21 protein-coding genes are annotated in these 21,778 nt (G+C 61.2%); 5 read left to right on the top strand and 16 right to left on the bottom strand.

Features of this window, described 5'->3' with window-relative positions; genetic code table 11:
• The first annotated feature begins 46 nt into the window (after positions 1 to 46).
• Positions 47 to 460: an NUDIX hydrolase gene (locus IDM28_RS17655; RefSeq protein ID WP_188036567.1), complete on the top strand. Its 414-nt coding sequence runs from the start codon at positions 47 to 49 to the stop codon at positions 458 to 460.
• On the opposite strand, the gene metR is transcribed toward IDM28_RS17655, so the two are convergent.
• Positions 444 to 1,361 (bottom strand): transcriptional regulator MetR, encoded by a 918-nt coding sequence (metR, locus tag IDM28_RS17650; RefSeq protein ID WP_101321860.1) that lies wholly within the window; start codon positions 1,359 to 1,361, stop codon positions 444 to 446. The genes IDM28_RS17655 and metR overlap by 17 nt on opposite strands.
• A 207-nt stretch (positions 1,362 to 1,568) precedes the next feature.
• Here metR and IDM28_RS17645 point away from each other — a divergent pair, with 207 nt between their 5' ends.
• Positions 1,569 to 2,567 (top strand): alpha/beta fold hydrolase, encoded by a 999-nt coding sequence (locus IDM28_RS17645; RefSeq protein WP_150570569.1) that lies wholly within the window; start codon positions 1,569 to 1,571, stop codon positions 2,565 to 2,567.
• Between the two features lie 13 nt (positions 2,568 to 2,580).
• Here the strand turns inward: IDM28_RS17645 and IDM28_RS17640 are convergent, their stop codons facing one another.
• The 11 genes from IDM28_RS17640 to IDM28_RS17590 all read right to left on the bottom strand — a co-directional run bounded on the left by IDM28_RS17640 (position 2,581) and on the right by IDM28_RS17590 (position 14,843).
• Complete coding sequence (locus IDM28_RS17640; protein ID WP_178080841.1) at positions 2,581 to 2,907, bottom strand: GlpM family protein; 327 nt, start codon at positions 2,905 to 2,907, stop codon at positions 2,581 to 2,583.
• Positions 2,908 to 2,940: 33 nt separating this feature from the next.
• The gene (locus IDM28_RS17635) at positions 2,941 to 4,269 is read right to left on the bottom strand and encodes a sigma-54-dependent transcriptional regulator (protein ID WP_101321857.1); all 1,329 of its coding nucleotides are present in this window, start codon (positions 4,267 to 4,269) and stop codon (positions 2,941 to 2,943) included.
• A 13-nt stretch (positions 4,270 to 4,282) separates the two neighbouring features.
• The gene (locus IDM28_RS17630) at positions 4,283 to 6,187 is read right to left on the bottom strand and encodes an ATP-binding protein (protein WP_188036566.1); all 1,905 of its coding nucleotides are present in this window, start codon (positions 6,185 to 6,187) and stop codon (positions 4,283 to 4,285) included.
• A gap of 68 nt (positions 6,188 to 6,255) precedes the next feature.
• Positions 6,256 to 6,990 carry an amino acid ABC transporter ATP-binding protein gene (locus tag IDM28_RS17625; RefSeq protein ID WP_101321855.1) on the bottom strand — a complete coding sequence of 245 codons (735 nt, stop codon included), beginning with the start codon at positions 6,988 to 6,990 and terminating at the stop codon, positions 6,256 to 6,258.
• Complete coding sequence (locus IDM28_RS17620) at positions 6,987 to 7,658, bottom strand: amino acid ABC transporter permease (RefSeq protein WP_101321854.1); 672 nt, start codon at positions 7,656 to 7,658, stop codon at positions 6,987 to 6,989. The genes IDM28_RS17625 and IDM28_RS17620 overlap by 4 nt, the downstream gene beginning before the upstream one ends.
• A complete protein-coding gene (locus IDM28_RS17615; RefSeq protein WP_188036565.1) occupies positions 7,658 to 8,404 on the bottom strand; it encodes an amino acid ABC transporter permease in 747 nt (248 codons plus the stop codon). Before IDM28_RS17615 ends, IDM28_RS17620 begins: the two co-directional genes overlap by 1 nt.
• A 97-nt stretch (positions 8,405 to 8,501) precedes the next feature.
• Positions 8,502 to 9,416, bottom strand: coding sequence for a glutamate/aspartate ABC transporter substrate-binding protein (locus tag IDM28_RS17610; RefSeq protein ID WP_101321852.1), 915 nt, complete (start codon positions 9,414 to 9,416; stop codon positions 8,502 to 8,504).
• A gap of 390 nt (positions 9,417 to 9,806) precedes the next feature.
• Entirely contained in the window at positions 9,807 to 11,345 is a 1,539-nt protein-coding gene (gene glpD / locus IDM28_RS17605; RefSeq protein ID WP_150570568.1) for a glycerol-3-phosphate dehydrogenase, read from the bottom strand.
• A gap of 175 nt (positions 11,346 to 11,520) precedes the next feature.
• Positions 11,521 to 12,276, bottom strand: coding sequence for a DNA-binding transcriptional repressor GlpR (gene glpR / locus IDM28_RS17600; protein ID WP_101321849.1), 756 nt, complete (start codon positions 12,274 to 12,276; stop codon positions 11,521 to 11,523).
• A gap of 147 nt (positions 12,277 to 12,423) precedes the next feature.
• Positions 12,424 to 13,923, bottom strand: coding sequence for a glycerol kinase GlpK (gene glpK / locus IDM28_RS17595; protein ID WP_188036564.1), 1,500 nt, complete (start codon positions 13,921 to 13,923; stop codon positions 12,424 to 12,426).
• A gap of 68 nt (positions 13,924 to 13,991) precedes the next feature.
• Positions 13,992 to 14,843, bottom strand: coding sequence for an MIP/aquaporin family protein (locus tag IDM28_RS17590; RefSeq protein ID WP_103438365.1), 852 nt, complete (start codon positions 14,841 to 14,843; stop codon positions 13,992 to 13,994).
• Between the two features lie 304 nt (positions 14,844 to 15,147).
• Here IDM28_RS17590 and ybaK point away from each other — a divergent pair, with 304 nt between their 5' ends.
• On the top strand, positions 15,148 to 15,618 hold the full coding sequence (ybaK, locus tag IDM28_RS17585; protein WP_101321846.1) for a Cys-tRNA(Pro) deacylase: 471 nt from the start codon (positions 15,148 to 15,150) through the stop codon (positions 15,616 to 15,618).
• Positions 15,619 to 15,667: 49 nt separating this feature from the next.
• On the opposite strand, the gene IDM28_RS17580 is transcribed toward ybaK, so the two are convergent.
• Together IDM28_RS17580 and argF are read right to left on the bottom strand one after the other, a co-directional pair.
• Entirely contained in the window at positions 15,668 to 16,777 is a 1,110-nt protein-coding gene (locus IDM28_RS17580; protein ID WP_150570567.1) for an ABC transporter ATP-binding protein, read from the bottom strand.
• Positions 16,774 to 17,694 (bottom strand): ornithine carbamoyltransferase, encoded by a 921-nt coding sequence (gene argF, locus IDM28_RS17575; RefSeq protein ID WP_101321844.1) that lies wholly within the window; start codon positions 17,692 to 17,694, stop codon positions 16,774 to 16,776. The genes IDM28_RS17580 and argF overlap by 4 nt, the downstream gene beginning before the upstream one ends.
• 362 nt (positions 17,695 to 18,056) lie before the next feature.
• Between argF and IDM28_RS17570 the strand changes: the two genes are divergently transcribed.
• Both IDM28_RS17570 and grxD read left to right on the top strand, forming a co-directional pair.
• Positions 18,057 to 20,165: a molybdopterin-dependent oxidoreductase gene (locus IDM28_RS17570; RefSeq protein WP_188036563.1), complete on the top strand. Its 2,109-nt coding sequence runs from the start codon at positions 18,057 to 18,059 to the stop codon at positions 20,163 to 20,165.
• Positions 20,166 to 20,273: 108 nt separating this feature from the next.
• Positions 20,274 to 20,612, top strand: a complete 339-nt coding sequence (grxD, locus tag IDM28_RS17565) for a Grx4 family monothiol glutaredoxin (protein ID WP_101321842.1) — start codon at positions 20,274 to 20,276, stop codon at positions 20,610 to 20,612.
• An 89-nt stretch (positions 20,613 to 20,701) separates the two neighbouring features.
• Here grxD and bfr read toward each other — a convergent pair whose 3' ends face one another.
• Positions 20,702 to 21,175, bottom strand: coding sequence for a bacterioferritin (bfr, locus tag IDM28_RS17560; RefSeq protein WP_103438360.1), 474 nt, complete (start codon positions 21,173 to 21,175; stop codon positions 20,702 to 20,704).
• Positions 21,176 to 21,377: 202 nt separating this feature from the next.
• Positions 21,378 to 21,599, bottom strand: a complete 222-nt coding sequence (locus tag IDM28_RS17555) for a bacterioferritin-associated ferredoxin (RefSeq protein ID WP_101321840.1) — start codon at positions 21,597 to 21,599, stop codon at positions 21,378 to 21,380.
• Between the last annotated feature and the right edge of the window lie 179 nt (positions 21,600 to 21,778).

The following is a 21,778-nucleotide window of genomic DNA, read 5'->3' as shown; positions in this document are numbered from 1 at the left end:
GTTGGATCGGCTATCCTCGCCGGCTTAATCCTGCCCCGAGTTATCCATGCCGAACATCATCCGCATCGCCGCCGCTCTGCTCATCGACCCGCAAGGGCGCACGCTGCTGGTGCGCAAGCGCGGCACTCAGGCGTTCATGCAGCCAGGCGGCAAGATCGATGCAGGGGAGACGCCGCTGGCAGCATTGGGCCGTGAGCTGGAAGAAGAGCTCGGCCTGCGCATCGATGTCGCTGCGGCCGAGTACCTGGGCCAGTTCAGCGCGCCGGCGGCGAACGAACCGGGCTTCGAGGTTCAGTGCGAGCTGTTTCGCGTCGACTGTGCCACCACCGTAGCGCCCGCAGCGGAGATCGAAGAAGTGCTGTGGATGACCGCCGAGCAACCGTCGGCACCACTGCTGGCGCCGCTGACCCGCGACCTGATTCTGCCGCTGTACCGCCGGTTGCTCAACGCACCGCGCTGACCCCATCAAGGGTGGCGAACGAGGTGTCCTTGGCGGTTAGCAGGAAGTCACGCATGTACGGCGCATCGAGCATGTCGGTGCGCACCCCGGCGTAGAGCGTGGCAAACAGTCCCTTTTCGCCCAAGCGCTTGCCCTTCACATAGCCGCGCGAGCTGTATTCGTGCAGGGCCCAGTGCGGCATGCCGCAGACGCCACGACCGCTGGCCACCAGCTGCATCATCATCACCGTCAGCTCCGAGGTGCGGATGGCGGCGGGCTCGATGTCGGCGGGTTCGAGAAAGCGGGTAAAGATGTCGAGACGGTCACGTTCCACCGGGTAGGTGATCAGGGTCTGGTCGACCAGATCCTGCGGCACGATGTACGGCTTGCTCGCCAGCGCATGCTGGTTGGCTACCGCCAGCATTGCCTCGTAGGTGAACAGCGGCACGTAAGTGATCCCGGCCAGGTCGAGCGGGTCGGAGGTCACCACCAGGTCGAGATCGCCACGGGCCAACGCCGGCAGCGGGGCAAAGGCAAAGCCAGAGGCCAGGTCCAGTTCGACTTCCGGCCAGGCATCGCGGAACTGGTCGATGGTCGGCATCAACCATTGGAAGCAGCTGTGGCATTCGATCGCCATGTGCAGGCGCCCTGCAGTACCACCGGCCAGCCGCGCGATGTCGCGTTCGGCACCGCGCAGCAAGGGCAGGGTGGCGTCCGCCAGTTGCAGCAGGCGCAGGCCAGCGCTGGTAAAGCGAATCGGCTTGGTCTTGCGCGCGAACAGCGGCATGCCCAGGCGCTCTTCAAGTTCCTTGAACTGATGCGAAAGTGCCGACTGGGTCAGGTGCAAGCGCTCGGCGGCCTCGACCAGGCTGTCTGATTCGCGCAGTGCATGAAGGGTTTTCAGGTGACGAATTTCAAGCACGACCAACTCCGGAGCTAAACGCGATAGTGCGTGAGTTTGGCTCATGTTGGCGCGGTTTGTCGATCTGCAGGTGTGGCCCAGGCGGTCTTAATGTTGCCTGAGTGGCCGCCTGGCAGGGTTCATCAAATTGTCACGCAAGTGTGGCAGCGCTTTTCAATCAAGTTGATCAGACTGGCGGACTAATGGGGCTTTGCGTGCTGGTGTTGCTTGATGCGTTTTTTATTGTTTGTGTTGATGCTATGGGGCGCTGCGCCGAGCACCATTGCCATGGCGCGCTGCGATGCCAGTGTGGCACTGCAGCGCGCTGACCTGGGGGCGCTGAGCATGGTCTATCAAAGCGTCGGCGCGCCGTCAGATCCTGCGCTGTTGCTCGTCATGGGGCTGGGCGGTCAACTGATCCACTGGCCCGACGATGTCGTGGAAGCCCTGTGCCGACAGGGCTTTCGGGTGATCCGCTACGATAATCGCGACGTTGGTCTGACCCGCTGGAATACAGCGCCGGCCTCGGCCAACCTGACGTTCGAGGCGCTGCGCTACAAACTTGGTCTGAGCGTATCGGCGCCTTACAGCTTGACCGATATGGCCGAGGATGGCGTGCAACTGATGGACGCACTGCACATCGAGCAGTTTCATGTACTGGGGGTGAGCATGGGCGGCATGATTGCCCAGCATATGGCCGCCATGCAGCCGCAGCGGGTGCGCAGCCTGACCCTGGTGATGTCCAGCTCCGGCGCCGCCGGCCTACCGCAACCCAGCGCAGCGTTGCTGCAGTTGCTGGCGCGGCGCAGTGCTCCGAGCCGTGCTGTGGCCATTGAGCAGCAGGCTGACATGCTCGCCGCATTGGGCAGCCCGCAGGTGCAGGATGAGCGCCAGGAGCTGATTCAACAGGCGGCGCAGGCCTATGATCGGGCATTCAATCCGCAAGGCGCCAAGCGCCAGATTCTGGCGATTCTGGCTGAGCCGAGCCGAGTCGAGCTGCTCAATCAGCTGCGCGTGCCGACGTTGGTGGTGCACGGTACCGCAGACCCGCTGCTACCGGTGATGCACGGAGTGCACCTGGCGGCGCATATCCAGGGCAGCCAGTTGCGCTTGATTCCGGGGCTTGCGCATCGTTTTCAAGCGCCGTTCAAGGCGCCTCTGCTGGGGGCGGTCTTGCCATACCTGAAAGCCCAGCGTGAGAAACCCTCTCACCTCGCCACACTGTAATAACGGGGAGTGCTCAGTGCAGGCGCACCCATACGGTCACCAGCAAGGTCGCGGCGATCAGCCAGGCCAGCGTGGCCAGCGCCAGCGATGCCTCCAGGCGCATGCGCTCGACCAGCACATACAGCGTCAGCAGATAGACGAAGTAGGGGATGATCGACCACATGCCGAACACGATGGTGGTTTTCAGGTCCTCGATCGAGCGGCCCTTGCCGACAATGTAGTGAGCGATCAGGGCGAAGGTCGGAAACAGCGGCACCAGCCCGGCAATGTAGTAATTGCGGGTCTTTGACAGGATTGCCAGAAGAATCACCACACCCGCGCCGAGTGCCGCTTTCAATATCAGGTCCACAGAATTTTCCCGTAGCGATTGAGGTCAGCCGAGGCCGTATTTTTTCACCTTGTCGAACAGCGTGGTCTTGGCCATGCCCAGCTCCAGGCTGGCCTGGCTCAAGTTGCCGCCGCTGCGTTGCAGCGCATCACTGAGCAGGTTGCGCTCGAATGCCTCCACCGCTTCGGCAAAACCCAGGCCCTGGCTGGCGCCGCCGCTGGCGGTTTTCTTGAATGCCGGCAAGCCAAGCGCATAGCGTTCGGCGACGTTGCGCAGCTCGCGAACGTTGCCTGGCCAGTCGTGGGACATCAACCGCGACAGGGTGTGGCTGTCCAGCTCAGGTGTTTCGCGGTCAAAGCGCAGCGCCGATTGCTGTAGAAAGTGCTCGAACAACTGCAGGATATCCTCACGTCGTTCGCGCAGCGGCGGCAGCTCAAGGGTAACCACATTGAGCCGGTAATACAGGTCGCTGCGGAACTGGCCGCTCTGGCCTAACGCATTCAGATCAGACTTGGTCGCGGCAATCAGGCGGCAATCCACTGCAATGCTCTGGTTCGAGCCCAGCCGCTCCAGGGTCCGCTCCTGCAGCACGCGCAGCAGCTTGATCTGCAGGTTGATCGGCATGCTCTCGACTTCGTCGAGGAACAACGTACCGCCGTTGGCATGCTCGATCTTGCCAATGCGGCGCTTGCCAGCACCGGTGAAGGCATTGGCCTCGTGGCCGAAAATTTCACTTTCGAAGAGGTTCTCCGGCAACCCGCCGCAGTTGAGCGCGACGAACGGTTGCGCCTGGCGCCGGCTGAAGTCGTGCAGGCAGCGGGCGACCAGTTCCTTGCCGGTGCCGGTCTCACCTTCGATCAACACATTGGCCGAGGTATCGGCGACATTGGCGATGAGTTCGCGCAGCTCCTGCATGGCCGGCGAGCGGCCGATGATGCGGCCCTCCAGCGTACTCTGGCTTGCCAACTGGCGGCGCAATGACACCACCTCGCGGGCGAGGCCGCGTTGTTCCAGGGCCCTGCGTACCACTTCGACCAGACGCTCGGGCGAGAACGGTTTCTCCATGAAGTCGTAGGCGCCGTTGCGCATTGCGCCGACAGCCATGTCGATGTCGCCGTGGCCGGTGATCAGCACCACCGGCAGGCCGCGGTCACGGGCCTTGAGCCGGCTCAGCAGCTCCAGGCCATCGATGCCGGGCAGGCGAATGTCGCTGACCACGATGCCGGCGAAGTCGTCGCCGATGCGCTCCAGGGCAAGCTCGGCGCTGCCCACGCCTTCGCAGGCGATGTCTTCCAGAGCCAGCGCCTGCTGGCAGCCGAGCAGTACATGCGGGTCATCTTCGACGATCAGGACGGTCAAGGGTGCTTGGTTCATGGGGACCCTTCGCTCATGGCTGCTGTGGCGGTTGTGTGGGGGCGTTGACCAGCGGCAGGGCGAGGACGAACGCCGTACCGCCGCTGACGGGGTGCTCGACGCTGAGTGAACCTTTGGCGGCAGCTGCGAGGCTTGCCGACAAGGTCAGGCCCAGGCCCAGGCCGTGTTCGCCCGGTTTGGTCGTGAAAAACGGCTCGAACAGGTGCTTGCGCGTATCGTCATCGATACCGTGACCATTGTCGCGCACCAGCAAGCGGTATTTGTCGGCCTGGAGTTCACCTTCCAGCCACAGCTGCGGCTGCGGCTGGCTGGCCATGGCGTCCAGCGCGTTGCCGATGAGGTTGACCAGAATCTGCTCGAGGCGGGTCTGATCGATGGCCAGCAACTGATCCTCGTACAGATTGTGCAGCTGCACATGGCTGCCGGCAATCCGGTTGGCCAAGACCTGCAGGCTGGCCTCCACGGCCTGTGCCAGCGAAGCCTGGCCACCGTCATCGGCGCGGCGGGCGAACGAGCGCAGGCTGGCGGTGATCCGCCCCATGCGGTCGATCAGGCCGTTGATGGTCTGCAGGTTGGCACTGGCAGTTTCCAGTGCGCCGCGCTCAAGGAAACGCACGGTATTGCCCGACAGCGTGCGCAGCGCTGCCAGCGGTTGGTTGAGTTCGTGGGCGATGCTGGTCGACATCTGCCCGATGGCCGCCAGCTTGCCGGCCTGGACCAGCTCGTCCTGCGCCTGGCGCAGGGTCTGTTCGGCATGCCGGCGCTCGCGAATCTGGCCCTTGAGGCGTTCGTTGCTGGCGCGCAGGTCCGCCGTGCGCTCGGCAATCTTGCGTTCAAGGTGGCTGTTGGCTTCTTCCAGCGCCTCACGTGCGGCCAGGCGCGTGGCGATGACCTTGCGCCGTTCGTTCCAGGCAATGCCAAGGATGGTCAGCAAGGCGAAGGCCACCGCGACCAGCACGCCCTGGATCATCGACTCGCGGCGCAGGTCCTGCAGTGGCGTGAGCAGGGTGAAGTGCCACGGCGTATCAGCCAGGCGACGGGTCTGCGCCAGGTAGGTGACCTCGTGCAGTTTGCCCTGGGCGGTTTCGCTATTGGCCGGGAAGGTCAGTTTCTCGACGCCATCGGCGAGGGTTTCGCGGGCCAGCGGCTCCAGCTCGTTCAGTGGCCACCAGTAGTATTGCAGGCTGCGCGCCAGGCGTTCTTTAGTCTGCGGACTCAGTGCACGGACTGCCTTGAGCCGCCTCGCGGGGTCGCTGGAAAGGATGATGATGCCGTTTTCATCACTGACAAAAGCCTCGAGGCGGGCACGCTGCCAGCGCTCTTCGAGGGTGTCCAGGCGGACCTTGATCACGGCCACGCCGATGATCTTGCCGTGCTCTTCCAGGCCGTGAGCCAGGTAGTAGCCGGCTTCGCCGGTGGTGCTGCCGATGCCGTAGAAGCGCCCAGGCTCGCCCCGCACCGCGTCCTGGAAATAGGCACGGAAAGACAGGTCTTCACCCAGAAATGAATCAGCGTCGCGCCAGTTGCTGGTCGCCTGGACTCGGCCACTGGTATCGAGGACGAAGATGGCCCGGCTGCGGCTACGACGGTTGAGCCCTTCAAGGTATTCGTTGACGCTCTGCCGCGCACCGCCCTCAGGCTCGCTGAGCAGTTGCGATACGCTGTCTTCCAGCTCAAGCAGGCTCGGCAGATAGGTGTACTTGCTGATTTCACTCTCGACTGTGCGCGCGTGCAGCTCGAGTTGCCGTTCGCCGTTTTCGCTGAGGATACGAATACCGCTGTTGTCACTGAGTACGTAGCCGATCAGGCCCAGGCCGACCATCAGCAGGATGATCAGAGGTGGTAACAGCAGTTGGCGGATCAGACGGGATTTCACGGCAGGCAGGGCAGGGCGCAGGAGCGAGGGGTCGCATTTCATCACAGTGGCCTTGTCACGACCAGCACCCCCAGCCCGGATCGGACCGAACCAGGGGCGCTGCGGCCGGCTTAGTGTTGCAGAATTTTACTGAGGAAGTGCTGAGTGCGCTGGTCGCGGGCGGTCTGATCACCGAAGAATTCGTCTTTGGTGCAGTCTTCGACGATGTTGCCCTTGTCCATGAAGATAACCCGATCGGCCACTTTGCGAGCAAAGCCCATCTCGTGGGTCACGCACATCATGGTCATGCCTTCGTGGGCAAGCTGGACCATTACGTCGAGCACTTCGCTGACCATTTCCGGGTCAAGTGCCGAGGTTGGTTCGTCGAACAGCATGACGATCGGGTCCATCGACAGGGCGCGGGCAATCGCCACACGTTGCTGCTGACCGCCGGAGAGCTGGCCAGGGTGCTTGTGGGCGTGGGCTGACAGGCCAACGCGCTCAAGCAGGGCCAGGCCTTTCTTGGTGGCTTCTTCCTTGCTGCGGCCAAGCACCTTGATCTGCGCGATGGTCAGGTTCTCGGTAATGGTCAGGTGCGGGAACAGCTCGAAGTGCTGGAACACCATGCCGACTCGCGAGCGCAGCTTGGGCAAGTTGGTCTTCGGGTCGGAGATCGAGGTGCCATCGACGACGATGTCACCCTTCTGGAACGGCTCCAGCGCATTGACGCACTTGATCAGGGTCGACTTGCCCGAGCCGGAAGGCCCGCAGACCACGACCACTTCGCCCTTTTTGACATCGGTGGTGCAGTCGGTGAGCACCTGGAAGTCGCCGTACCACTTGTTGACGTTCTTGATGGAAATCATACGGTGATCCTTTTTTGCAGGCGCTTGACCAGCCATGAAGCGGAGAAGCTGATAATGAAGTAGACGAGACCGGCGAAGAGCAGGAATTCATTCGCGCGGCCGACAATGTCGCCACTGGCACGGGCCGAGTTGAGGAAGTCGACCAGGCCCACGGTGTAAACCAGCGAAGTGTCCTGGAACAGGATGATGCTCTGCTGCAGCAGCAGTGGGGTCATCTTGCGAAACGCCTGCGGCAGGATGATCAGGCGCATGGTCTGGCCATAGGTCATGCCCAGCGCCTGGGCAGCGCCCATCTGGCCTTTGGCAATCGACTGCACACCGGCGCGGACGATTTCGCAGAAGTATGCCGCTTCGAACATCATGAAGGCCACGACGCACGAGGTGAACGCACCGATTGGTGTGTCTTCGCCGGTGATCCAGCGCAGCACGAACGGCACTGCCAGGTAGAACCAGGTGATCACCAGCAGCAGCGGGATCGAGCGGAAGTAGTTGACGTAAGCGCCCGCAATATTTGCCATCAGCTTGCTCGATGACAACCGCATCAGGGCCAGCACGGTGCCCAAGGCAATACCGCCGACCACACCCATGACCATCAGTTGCAGGGTCATCAGCATGCCGTTCCACAGGCCCGGCAGCGCGGGGATGATGTCCGAGAAGTCCAGTTCCATCACTTGCCTCCTAAGGAAATCAGGCCAGGTACGGCCACTTTCTTCTCGACCATGCGCATCAGCAGCATCAGGCCCATGTTCAGGGTGAAGTAGATCAAGGTGGCCAGGGTGAAGGCCTCAAACAGGTTGGCCGAGAATTCAGCGGTCTGTTTGGTTTGCGCCAACAGCTCCATCAGGCCGATCAATGAGGCGACCGAGGAGTTCTTGAAGACGTTGAGAAATTCAGAGGTAAGCGGCGGAATGATGATCCGGTACGCTTGCGGCAGCAGTACGTTGCGATAGATCTGGGCCAGGCTGAAGCCCATTGCCCGAGCGGCAGATTCCTGCCCGCGTGGCAGTGCCTGGATACCGGTACGCACCTGTTCGCAGACTCGCGCTGCGGTGAACAGGCCAAGGCAGATGATCACACTGATCAATGCCGAGGTAGTCGGGTTGAGGTCTTGCTTGAACCATTCCTGCAAGCCTTCGGGCAACAGGTCAGGGATCAGGAAGTACCAGATGAACAGCTGCACCAGCAGCGGCACGTTGCGGAACAATTCGACGTAGGCGGTAGCGATCCCTGATACCAGCCTGTTCGGTACGGTGCGCATGACGCCGAGCAGCGAGCCCAGCAGCAAGGCAATGATCCAGGCGCAGATGGCAATGGCGATGGTCCAGCCCAGGCCGGTGATGTACCAGTCCAGGTAAGTTTCGCTGCCGACGCCAGTGGACTTGAAGAACACGCCCCAGTCCCAGTTGTAATTCATCGGGATTTCCCCTCGGATCGTTGTTTCACGGGCACCTTCGAACATCCAAGGGCGCGAGCGCCCTCGGATGAAAGGTTAGACACTAACTAGCTGCGGGTCAGGACTTCTTTTCGTCTGCCGCTTTATCGGTAGGATTGGCAATCAGCTCTTTCAGCTCATCGCTCATCGGGAAGTTCAGGTTCAGGCCTTTTGGTGGGACTGGCTGGGTGAACCATTTGTCGTAGATCTTGTTGATCTCGCCCGACTTGTACAGCGCAACGATCGCATCATCGACGGCTTTCTTGAACGGTGCATCACCCTTGCGCACCATGCAGCCGTAGATTTCGTAGGATTGCGGGGTGCCGGTCACGGCCCAGAGGTTTGGATTCTTGGCCTTGGCCATTTCACCGGCGAGCAGCGCGTCATCCATCATGAAGGCGACTGCACGGCCGGATTCGAGCATCTGGAAGGCTTCGCCGTGATCCTTCGCGGAAATCACGTTCATGCCCATCTGCTTGTCGGCGTTCATTGCCTTGAGGATGCGTTCGGAAGTGGTACCCGCGGTGGTCACCACGTTCTTGCCTTTCAGGTCAGCGAAATCCTTATAGGAGGAATCTTTCTTCGACAGCAGACGGGTGCCCACCTCGAAGATGCCTACCGAGAAGTCGACCTGCTGCTGGCGCTCGACGTTGTTGGTGGTCGAGCCACACTCGACATCGACGGTGCCGTTCTGCACCAGCGGGATACGGGTCTGGGAAGTAACCAGGTTGTACCTGGCTTTCAGGTCCGGCTTGTTGAGCTCTTTTTTCAGGTGCTCGACGATGGCCAGTTGAATGTCGTGAGAGTAGCCGACCGGTTTGCCCGAGGCATCGGCAATGTAGGAAAACGGAATGGAACCGTCGCGGTGGCCCAGGGTGATGGTGCCCGAGTCATTGATCTTCTTCAGGGTGCCGGTCAGCTCTGCAGCCATGGCCGGCGAAGCGATAACAGCAGCCGCGATGGCGGCGCCCAGCAATTGACGAACGATACGCATCAAATTTTCCTCGACATGTTTGTTTTTTTTATGGAGCCGTTGGCGGACTCTTCGTTCCACGAATACTGCAAAAGCAGTGCATTCGGCTACCAAGTGTAGAGCATGACTCGTGCCAAGCCCTGTAATTGATCATAACGTCCCGAAAAGCCTGGGTATTAATCTTTTGTGATGCGAGATTTTCCCGAGGCTACCGACGGGTTACCGAATGAGTGAGGCGAGGCTGTTCGGAAATCCGAATGGAGCGGATATTGAGAATCCTGGTGGGATGAGAGCGCAGACTGGAGCAGATCAGTGCACAGGAGCGTGCATACGAGGGGTAAGGGCAACAGGCGTGGATACAGCGGGCAGCCACTTTGAGGAGTGGCTACCCGGCCGCAGGTGCCTGCCGACTCAGGCGGCGTCTGATTGGCCCGAGGTCGGCCTGGCCTGCTGCAGGTAATTCACCAATGCTTGCTGTTCGACGGCGTTGATGAACAGGCCCAACTTGGTGCGCCGCCAGAGGATGTCGTCGGCACTGACGGCCCACTCTTGTGCGCGCAGGTAATCAATTTCGCAGCCGAACAACCCGCCGCCGATCGCCTTGCCGAGATCTTCCGGGCCATGTACGGCTTCGAGCAGGCGCCAGACACGGTCGCCATAGGTCACTGCCCAGCGCCTGGCGATATCTACCGCCAGCCACGGGTGGCGGACTCGGAGCGCGTCGACCAGTGCTTGCACTGTTGTCATGTTCTCGCCGCCCGGCAATGTCGCCGACGCGGTCCAGCTGGAGCCCATCTGGCTAAAGAACGGTTTCAGTTCGGCCATGGCGGATTCGGCCAGCTTGCGGTAGGTGGTGAGCTTGCCACCAAACACCGACAGCAGCGGTGCCTGGCCGTGGTCGGCAGACAGGGCCAGGGTGTAGTCGCGGGTGACCGCTGAAGGGTTGTCGGACTCATCGTTGCACAATGGCCGCACACCGGAATAGGTGTGCAGGATATCGGCGCGGCCGAGCTGCTGTTTGAAATGCTGGTTGACCACATTCAGCAGGTAATCGGTCTCTGCCTCACTGATACTGACCTGGGACGGGTCGCCGCTCCACTCCCGGTCAGTTGTGCCGATCAGGGTGAAGCGCTCCAGATACGGAATTGCAAAGACGATGCGCTGGTCTTCGTTCTGCAGAATGTAGGCATGCTCGCCTTCGTACATGCGTGGCACGATGATATGGCTGCCTTGGATCAAGCGGATGCCATACGGCGCATCGAGCTTTAGGTCATCCTTGATAAAGCTGGCGACCCATGGGCCGGCCGCATTGACCAGCGCCCGGGTGTGGATGGTCTGTTGGCTGCCATCGGCATGCTGCAACAGCACCTGCCAGATACCGTCGACGCGTTCGGCCCGCAGGCAACGGGTACGGGTCGCGATCTGCGCGCCATGTTCGCGGGCGGCCATCGCATTGACCACTACCAGGCGCGCATCGTCGACGGCGCAGTCGGCATATTCGAAACCGCGGCTGATCGAAGCCTGCAATGGGCTGTTCGGGCCAAAGCGCAGGCTGCGCGAGGCGCCCAGGCGCTTGCGTTTGCCGAGGTGATCATAGAGGAACAGACCGGCGCGGATCATCCACGCCGGGCGCAGGTGCGGCCGATGGGGCAACACGAAACGCATCGGTTTGACGATATGCGGTGCTTTCGCCAGGAGCACTTCACGCTCGGCCAGTGCTTCGCGGACCAGGCGGAATTCGTAGTGCTCGAGGTAACGCAGGCCGCCGTGGATCAGCTTGCTGCTGGCCGAGGAGGTGTGTTGCGCCAGGTCGTCCTTTTCACAAAGAAACACCTTGAGGCCGCGCCCGGCAGCGTCAGCGGCAATGCCCACACCATTGATACCGCCGCCAATCACGGCAACATCGTAGCAATCGGCAGGGACGGGCTGGGAGGAAACGGGCTGGGACACGGGCAAGGCCTCCTGAGGCTGCTACCATCGAAAATGAACATCGATGTTCGTTTGCGAAAATACTAGCGCAACAAGCAAGCATTCGCCAGCGAGTCTTCATAGAAAACTTCAATAGGCGCGGCGAAATGAACAATAGCGAACATGGCGCGGCGCTCAGTGCGACGCCGCGCGCAGGTCACACCACTTCCAGGCGGACCTTGTTGTCGTTGAGCAGTTGGTTCAAGGCGGGCGAGGGCGGCTGATCGGTCACCAGGCAATCGACCAGATTGATCGAGCCGAGCCGAACCATCGCGTTGCGCCCGTACTTGCTCGAGTCGGCAGCGAGGATGACCTGCCGCGCATTGGCAATGATCGCCTGGGAAACACGCACTTCCTGATAATCGAAATCCAGCAGGCTGCCGTCTTCATCGATGCCGCTGATGCCGACCAGGGCGAAATCGACCTTGAACTGGCTGATGAAGTCGACACTCGCCTGGCCGACCACGCCGCCGTCACGGCGCACCGTGCCGCCAGCGACCAGCACTTCGAAGTCATCCTTGGCACTGAGGATCGACGCGACGTGCAGGTTGTTGGTAATGACCTTGAGGTGATTGTGATTGAGCAGGGCGCGGGCAATCGACTCGGTGGTGGTGCCGATGTTGATGAATACCGAGGCATGGTCCGGGATCTGCCGGGCCACGGCTTCGGCGATGCGCTGTTTCTCGTCGCGCATCTGGTCGGCGCGCATGGCGTAGGCGGTGTTTTCGATGCTCGAGTCATACGCCGCGCCGCCATGGTAGCGCCGCAGCAGGTTGCTCTCGGCAAGCTGGTTGATATCGCGGCGAATGGTTTGCGGGGTAACGACGAACAGCTGGGCCATTTCTTCGATACTGACGTAGCCGCGTTCGCGCACCAGTTCGAGGATTTGTTGTTGGCGCGGGGGCAGATTCATGGGCGGTCCTTGGGGGCTGCCGGACAAATGCTGCAATGATGCCGTAGGAAAGGGATGACAGCCAGTGCGCACAGTACAAACAAGTCGGTCGCCATGTGCTGAACATGGCGACCGCAGCGGGCAGGGCCTGAAACGCTACAGTTTCAATCAGGCCTCATGATCTTCCCAGTCACGGGTACGCTCGACCGCTTTCTGCCAGCCGGCATAGAGCTTCTCTTTCTGCGCTTCATCCAGCTGCGGGCTGAACTCGCGCTCGATGATAGCCTTGTCGCGCAGCTCATCCAGGCTGCTCCAGAAGCCGCTGGCCAGTCCGGCCAGGTAGGCAGCGCCGAGGGCGGTGGTTTCGCGCATCTTTGGCCGCTCGACACAGCTGCCGAGGATGTCGGCCTGGAACTGCATGAGGAAGTTGTTGGCCACCGCGCCGCCATCCACGCGCAGTTCGCTCAGGCGCTGGCCGCAGTCATGCTGCATGGCATCGAGGACGTCGCGGGTCTGGTAGGCGATCGACTCCAGTGCGGCGCGGATGATGTGATCGACCTTGACCCCGCGGGTCAGGCCGAACAGTGCGCCGCGTGCGTACGGGTCCCAGTAGGGCGCGCCCAGCCCGGTGAAGGCCGGCACCAGATAGACACCGTTGCTGTCCTTGACCTTGCTGGCGAAGTACTCGGTGTCGAGCGCATCGTTGACGATCTTCAGTTCATCGCGCAGCCACTGCACGGTCGAGCCGCCGTTGAACACTGCGCCTTCCAGCGCGTAGGCGACTTCGCCACGGGGGCCGCAAGCGATGGTGGTGAGCAGGCCGTGGGAGGAGCTGACCGCCTTGTCGCCGGTGTTCATCAGCAGGAAGCAGCCGGTGCCATAGGTGTTCTTGGCCTGGCCTGGCTCGACGCACATCTGGCCGAACAGAGCCGATTGCTGGTCGCCGGCGATACCGGCGATGTCGATGCCGCTCTTGGTCTGGCCATACACCTCGGAGGAGCCGCGCACCTCTGGCAGCATCTGGCGTGGCACACCGAGCAGCTCGAGCATCTTTTCATCCCACTGCAACGTGTGGATGTTGAACATCAAGGTACGCGAGGCGTTGGTGTAGTCGGTGACATGTACCTTGCCGCCGGTGAATTTCCAGATCAGCCAAGTATCGATGGTGCCGAACAGCAATTCACCACGCTCGGCGCGCTCGCGCACCCCTTCGACGTTGTCCAGGATCCACTTCAGCTTGGTCCCGGAGAAGTACGGGTCGGTGACCAGGCCGGTGGTTTCGCGGATGTAGTCTTCATGGCCATCGCGCTTGAGCTGGGCACAGATCTCGGTACTGCGCCGGCACTGCCAGACGATGGCGTTGTACACCGGGCGGCCGCTTTCCTTGTCCCACACCACCGTGGTTTCACGTTGGTTGGTGATGCCGATAGCGGCGACCTGGGCGTGGCTGATGCTGGCCTGGGCCAGGGCCTCGACCATGGTCGCGCTCTGGGTGGCGAAGATTTCCATCGGGTCGTGCTCGACCCAGCCAGCCTGCGGATAATGCTGGACGAACTCACGCTGGGAGGTGCCCACCACGTTTGCGTCACGGTCGAAGATGATCGCTCGCGAACTGGTGGTGCCCTGGTCCAGGGCGATGATGTAGTTCTTGTCCTGGGTGTCTTTCATGTCAGTGGCCTTGCACAAAATAGGGGGAGGCCAGGCGCTGTGCCTGGCTGTCGGCAGCGGCTCTCCGGTCAGGAGGCCCGCGCATCGCTCTGGGAATTATCGTCTGTTTGCCCGAGTGCAACCTGCGCGGTGGGCAAGTTGCGGGCGATCAGGCCACGGTAGGCGGCGGCGCCCAGGCATGCACCCACAATGGGCGCGAATATCGGAATCAGGAAATACGGAATGTCACGTCCGCCAGTGAAGGCGATATCACCCCAGCCTGCCAGGAACGTCATCAGCTTTGGACCAAAATCTCGGGCAGGGTTCATCGCAAAGCCGGTCAGCGGGCCCATGGCGCTGCCAATCACCGCGATCAGCAAGCCGATCAGCAGCGGTGCCATGGCTCCGCGCGGCAGGCCATTGTTGTCGTCGGTCAAGGCCATGATCACTGCCATCAGGATCGCGGTGATGATCATTTCAACCAGAAACGCCTGGCCGATCGACAGCGCCGGGTGCGCATAGGTGGAAAACACCGACGCCAGCTCCAGGCTGGCCTGGCTGCCGCGGACCATGGCGTGGGATTGTTCGTAATCGAAGAACAGCGTGCTGTACAGGCTGTACACCAGCGCGGCGGCACAGAAGGCGCCAGCTACCTGGGCGAGGATGTAGAACGGCAGTTTGCGCTTTTCGAAACCGGCGAACAGGCTCAGGGCGATGCTCACTGCCGGGTTCAGATGGGCGCCGGATACACCGGCAGTGAGGTAGATCGCCATGCTCACGCCGACCCCCCAGATAATGCTGATTTCCCACAGGCCGAAGCTGGCGCCCGCGACCTTGAGCGCGGCGACGCAACCGGTGCCGAAAAATATCAGTAGCGCAGTGCCGAAAAACTCGGCCATGCATTGGCCCCGAAGGGTGGGTTCGCGTAGTGCAGTCGTCATGTATGACCTCGGTTCTTGTTGTTGTGAGGCGCTGAGCGCTCGACAGCAAGGCCCAGAGTCGATCCCCATTGACCCCGGGCGGATAAGCGAAAGCGCACTTTAAGAGTGCGCCATTTATTCAGAAACGAAAAAATATAGGCAAGAAACGCTCATGTCAAAGGTCGAAAGTGAACGGTCAGCCACAATTTGACCCGCAGCGAGGTCTCTGACTATTCCGACAGCATCTGGCAATTTGCCGACCAGCTGGCTGGCTCGCGGCTTTTCACCTAAAGTAGCCGCCGAACTTCTCTGCTCGGAGCCCCGCATGACCCCCGCTCTCGACCTGCTGAAAAAAGCCCGCGCTGAACACCGCGTGCACAGTTACGAACATGATCCGAAGTCGGCCTCGTATGGCCTGGAAGCCGCTGAAAAGCTCGGCATCGATCCTGTGCAGGTGTTCAAGACGCTGCTCGCCAGCAGTGAAAAGGGCGAGTTGTTGGTGGCCGTAGTGCCAGTGGTGGGCACGCTCGACCTGAAGGCTCTGGCCCACGCGGCGGGGGTCAAGAAGTGTGAAATGGCTGACCCCGCAGCGGCGCAGCGGGCCACGGGGTATCTGGTCGGCGGGATCAGCCCACTGGGGCAGAAGAAGCGCCTGCGCACCTTTATCGATCAATCAGCGCAGCAGTTCGCAACCATTCACGTAAGTGCTGGCCGGCGCGGACTTGAGGTCGAATTAGCTGCTGCGGTATTGGCCGAGCATACCCAAGGGAAATTTGCCGAGATCGGCCGGGGCTGAGAAGCCGGGTGATGCTGCCGTCACCCGTTATCGTGTCCCAAGCCGTTTCTCAGTTCGCCGAGCTGTAACGGCGAACGCCGTTTTCCTGACGAGCGTGCTGGGTGGCGACGCTGCCCGGCACCGGGAACAGCACGAGGTGATCGGCCTTCACTGCAATGCCGACGTCCTGGCCGACCTGATGATCGATGTGGCTGGCGAAAATCGCTTCCAGCTGGCTGCCGGTCGCCAACTGCAGGCGATACAAGGTTGAGGCACCGAGGAAGCTCTTGCCAACCACGCTGGCGCGCAGGGGGCTGTCTGGCGCATGGACGATGTCGTCCGGGCGCAGCAACACGTCAACCGAACTGCCAACGGCCATGGTGTAGGCGCGATTGCCACGCAGCTCGCCGAGCTCGGTGGTCACCGCTTCATGGCTGCTCATCTGCCCACGAATGAAATAGCCCTGCCCGATGAAGCTGGCCACAAACGGCGTCTGCGGTTCGTGATACAGGTTGTAGGGGGTATCCCACTGCTCCAGCCGACCTTCTTTGAACACGCCGACATGATCGCTGACGGCAAACGCCTCTTCCTGATCATGCGTAACCAGAATGGCGCTGGTGCCACGGCTTTTGAGGATGTCGCGCACCTCATGGCTGAGGCGCCTGCGCAGTTCCACGTCAAGGTTGGAGAACGGCTCGTCGAGCAACAGCAGTTGCGGCTCCGGCGCCAGTGCTCGGGCCAGGGCAACGCGCTGTTGCTGGCCGCCGGACAGCTCGTGCGGGTAACGCCCACCGAGCCCGACGAGCTTGACCAGCTCGAGCATCTCTTCAACCACAGCTGCCTGGCGCGGGTGCTTGCTGATGCCGAAGGCAATGTTTTGCGCGACGGTCAGGTGCGGAAACAGCGCGTAGTCCTGGAACACCATGCCGATCCGGCGCTTCTCTGGTGACAGGGTAAAACCCGCCCGCGAGATGACTTCGCCAGCGAGCTGGATTTCACCGTCGTGTACCGGCTCGAAGCCGGCAATCGCCCGCAGCGTGGTGGTCTTGCCGCAACCCGATGACCCGAGCAGACAACCGATGTCGCCTGCGTTGAGGTGCAGATTGAGGTTCTGGACGATGCGCTGGTCGCCATAGCCGCAGGCGAGGTTGCGCAGGTTGAGCAATAACGGATGACTCATGCGTGGTGGTAAGCCGGTTCGACAAGAAATTCGAGAAGGGCCTTTTGTGCATGCAGGCGGTTTTCAGCTTGGTCCCAGGCGACCGAACGTGGGTCGTCGAGCAGGTCCAGGCTGATTTCCTCGCCACGGTGGGCGGGCAGGCAGTGCATGAACAAGGCGTCGGGTGCAGCCAAGTCGAGCAGTTCGCGGGTGACCTGATACGGTGCGAAATGCGCCAGGCGCCGTGCAGTTTCCTCTTCCTGGCCCATGGAAGTCCAGACATCGGTGGTAACCAGGTGCGCGCCGGCAATCGCTTGCTTGGGGTCGCGCACGATCTGCACCCGCTCACCGGCAAGGGCGAGGAAGCGTGGATCAGGCTCGTAGCCTTCCGGGCAGGCGATGCGCAGCTGGAAGTCGAACTGCTGGGCGGCTTCGATGTAGGAGTTGCACATGTTGTAGCCGTCGCCGATCCAGGCCACGGTCTTGCCCTGGATCGAGCCACGGTGTTCGAGGAAGGTCTGCATGTCGGCCAGCAGCTGGCACGGGTGCGACTCATCGGACAGGGCGTTGATCACCGGCACCCGCGAGTTGGCCGCAAATTCGGTGAGGATGCTGTGGTGGTGGGTACGGATCATCACCGCATCGAGCATGCGCGACATGACGATGGCGCTGTCGGCGATCGGTTCACCACGGCCCAGCTGAGTGTCGCGCGGCGACAGGAAGATCGCCTGGCCACCAAGCTGGATCATGCCGGCTTCGAACGACAGGCGGGTCCGGGTCGAGGCTTTCTCGAAGATCATCCCCAGTACCCGGTTCTTCAGTGGCTCGAACAGCACGCCGCGGTTACGCAGGTCCTTCAGCTCGATGCCGCGACGGATCACGCCGAGCAATTCGTCAGCAGTGAAATCCATCAGGGAGAGAAAGTGCCTAGCGCTCATGATTGACTACCTTAATTGCAACGGTACGCAGGCCAGCGTTGGCTTTAATTGACAACGGGGGGGACCTGCGGCGTAAGCCGCACGGAGCGGACGAAATAGGGAAAGGCGCAATACTATAATTAAATGTCGCGTGAAACAAAGGGGGGTTCACCGTGCGCCTGTATCAACGGATGTCCTAAGCCTATGGCCCGGCACCGTTTTTTATTCATTACAGAGGTTTTACACGGCGGGTGAGGGGCTTGGCAAACCTGCTGTCGTTAATCGCCTGCCTGATGGCGCAAGATTCAGCCGGCGAAGTGCGCTGGCGAGCGCTCTCAGCCCGGCCCATAGTGGCTGCTTCCCTTGAGCGGAGCGAGTCGACCATGGCCACCACTGTGCATCATCGCGCGTGCCACCTGTGCGAGGCCATCTGTGGCCTGAATATCGAGATCGACCAGCCTGTCGGCGCGGCTGCGCGCATCGTCTCGATCAAAGGCGATCCGCTCGATACGTTCAGCCGCGGCCATATTTGCCCCAAGGCTGTCGCGTTGGAGGATATACAGGACGATCCGGATCGCCTCCGACAACCGCTGCAACGGGTTGGCGAGCGCTGGCAGCCGATCGCCTGGGAGACTGCATTCGAACTGGCTGCAGAGAAACTCTGGAGCATTCAGCAGGCGCACGGGCGCAACGCGGTGGCGGTGTATCAGGGCAACCCCAGCGTGCACAACTACGGGCTGATGACCCACAGCAACTACTTCCTTGGCCTGCTAAAGACCCGCAACCGCTTTTCGGCAACCTCGGTGGACCAACTTCCGCAGCACCTGACCAGCCATCTGATGTATGGCCACGGCCTGTTGCTGCCGATCCCGGACATCGATCACACCGACTTCATGCTGATTCTGGGCGGCAATCCGCTGGCCTCCAATGGCAGTATCATGACCGTACCGGACGTGCACAAGCGCCTCAAAGCACTGCACGCCCGCGGCGGGCAACTGGTGGTGATCGATCCGCGCCGCAGCGAAACGGCCGCCATTGCCGATCAGCACCTGTTCATTCGCCCGGGCACTGACGCTGCATTGTTGTGTGGCTTGCTCAATACCCTGTTTGCAGAGGATCTGGCCAAGAGCTCGCACCTGCCGGTCAATGGCCTGGAGCAGGTCCGCGCAGCGATTGCGCCGTTCGATATTGAGCGCATGAGCGCAGTATGCGGGGTGCCTGCCGAGCAGATTCGGCAACTGGCGCGGGATTTCGCTGCAGCCGAACGGGCGGTCTGTTATGGCCGCATGGGCGTCTCGACCCAGGCCTTCGGCAGCCTTTGCCATTGGCTGATCCAGCTGATCAATCTGGTGACCGGCAATCTTGATCGAGTCGGTGGGGCGTTGTGCACCGAGCCTGCGGTGGATCTGGTCGCTACAACCTCAGGCGGCCATTTCAATGCCTGGCAGAGCCGCGTCTCCGGGTTGCCGGAATACGCCGGCGAGCTACCCGTGGCAGCTTTGGCCGAGGAGATGCTCGTGCCCGGTGCTGACCAGGTGCGGGCGCTGATCACCGTGGCGGGCAATCCGGTACTGTCGACGCCCAATGGCCGTCAACTGGACCAGGCCTTGGGCGGCCTTGAGTTCATGCTCAGCATCGACCTGTACCTCAACGAAACCACGCGCCACGCTGACCTGATCTTGCCGTCGACCACGGCACTGGAAAACGACCACTACGACACCACCTTCAACCTGCTGGCGGTGCGCAATGTCACCCGTTTCAATCGGGCAGTGCTGGCCAAGCCTGCCGGTGCACTGCACGACTGGGAGATCTTCGTTGGTCTGGCCAGGGCGTTCGCCAGGCGTGCGCAGAAGGAACTGAAGCCGACCATGCCCCCGGCGCAGATGATCGACCTGGCGTTGCGCCACGGCCGCTATGGCCAGGCGTCGCCGTGGGCGTTGTCACTGGACGCCCTGGATCAGCATCCACACGGCCTGGACCTGGGGCCCTTGCGCGCCAACCTGGCAGCACGCCTGGCTACCCCCGGCAAAGTGGTCGAGGCAGCGCCGACGCAACTGCTTGAAGACTTGCAGCGCCTTGCCAGACAGGCCCCGGCAGCGCCGGACGAGCTGCTGTTGATCGGTCGCCGGCACGTGCGCAGCAACAATTCGTGGATGCATAACTTTCATCGGCTGGTAAAAGGCAAGCCGCGCCATCAGCTGCTGATGCATCCCGATGATATGCAGCAGCGTCAGTTGAGTGATGGCCAGCGCGTAAGCATTCAATCGCGCACGGGTGTGGTCGAGGTGAACGTGCAGGCCAGCAGCGAGATCATGCCCGGCGTGGTCAGCCTGCCCCATGGCTTCGGCCATCGCCGCCAGGGCGCGCAATTGCAGATCGCCGCTGAGCAGCCAGGGGTCAGTGCCAATGATCTTACCGACGAGCTGCAGCGTGACGCCGTGTCGGGTAATGCAGCGTTGAATGGTGTGCCGGTGCGGGTCGCGGCCGTTTGAACGCGCACTGCTGATCCGACCGCGTGCAGGTCGACCCACGGCCGGGCTTTCCGATACAATGGCTGACCGTGCCGACCATCGAGTCGGAAAGTTCAGACGAGGTGCTTCATGGATATCATCGAAACAATCAAAGAGCAGATTGCCAACAACACCATTCTGCTTTACATGAAAGGCTCGCCGAACGCGCCTCAGTGCGGCTTCTCGTCCAAGGCGGCCCAGGCTGTCATGGGCTGTGGCGAGAAATTCGCCTATGTCGACATCCTGCAGAACCCGGAAATCCGCGCCAACCTGCCCAAGTACGCCAACTGGCCGACCTTCCCACAGCTGTGGGTTGCCGGTGAACTGGTCGGCGGCAGCGACATCATGATCGAGATGTTCGAGAACGGTGAGCTGCAAAAGCTGGTCAAGGAAGCGGCTGCCAATGCTGCCAAGGCTTCCGAAGCCTGATTGACCTTGCTGGGCAAGCAGCCAAAGTTGTTTGCCCAGGCATGAAAAAGCCCCGCACTTGGCGGGGCTTTTTCGTATGGGCTTGAGCGTTACTCTTCGCCCATCTGCGACTGCAGGTAGTTCTCGATGCTGATCTTGTCGATCAGGCTCAGCTGGGTTTCCAGCCAGTCGATGTGCTCTTCCTTGGATTCAAGGATGTCTTCCAGCATTTCCCGCGAGCCGAAGTCGCCAGAAGTTTCGCAGTGCGCAATAGCTGCCTTGAGATCGATCAGACCGCTTTGCTCGATCTTCAGGTCGCATTCCAGCATCTCTTTGGAGTGCTCGCCGATCAGCAGCTTACCCAGGTCCTGCACGTTAGGCAGGCCTTCGAGGAACAGGATGCGCTTGATCAGCTTGTCTGCGTCCTTCATCGCCTCGATGGACTCTTTGTACTCGCGCTTGCCCAGGGCGTTGAGGCCCCAGTCTTCATACATACGCGCGTGCAGGAAGTACTGGTTGATAGCGACCAGCTCGTTCCCGAGGATCTTGTTGAGATGCTGGATGACGCTGACGTCGCCTTTCATGTCCGTATTCCTGCCGTGTTGAGTGTGTCAATACCCGAAGTCTGAGCCGGACAACTTCCAGTGTCAAACCTAAGTTGTTGAATAATAAATGAAATTTAATCGGAATAAGAATGTTTGTGAACCGCGTTGGCACGCTAACTTATTGAATTAAAGGCATAAAAAAACCGGACACAAGGTCCGGTTCTTCAAAATACGGGGGAAATCAGACTGCATTAAATTCGACGGGGTAGGGCAGGGCGGGCTGCTGGCTGACCTGGAGGTCGGTCAACGTCTCACGCACCACCTGCTTGGCAAGGCACGCGCACTTGCCACATTGGCTCGCCACGTTGGTGGCCGCCCGGACTTCCTTGTAGCTACAGCATCCCTCGTAGATCGCATCGCGAATCTGTCCGTCGGTGACGCCGACACAAAGACACACATACATAGAGGCTGACCATCGTCGTTGAGTCGATGCGTTGGAGAGTAATAGTAATGAGAATGCTTGTCAAAGCGGTTTCTGAAACTAAATGCGCAAGGGCGACCGGCGGTTGGATTCGGCCTGTCACCTTAACCTGTGTATGATGGTCAGCCTTTGCTGGATGCTTGGCGGGTTTGCCGCCGGGC

Origin of the sequence: Pseudomonas sp. EZ-C24 (genome assembly GCF_014525325.1) — a bacterium.
Taxonomy (GTDB): domain Bacteria; phylum Pseudomonadota; class Gammaproteobacteria; order Pseudomonadales; family Pseudomonadaceae; genus Aquipseudomonas; species Aquipseudomonas shirazensis.
This window is presented reverse-complemented; position numbering and strand designations above follow the sequence as displayed.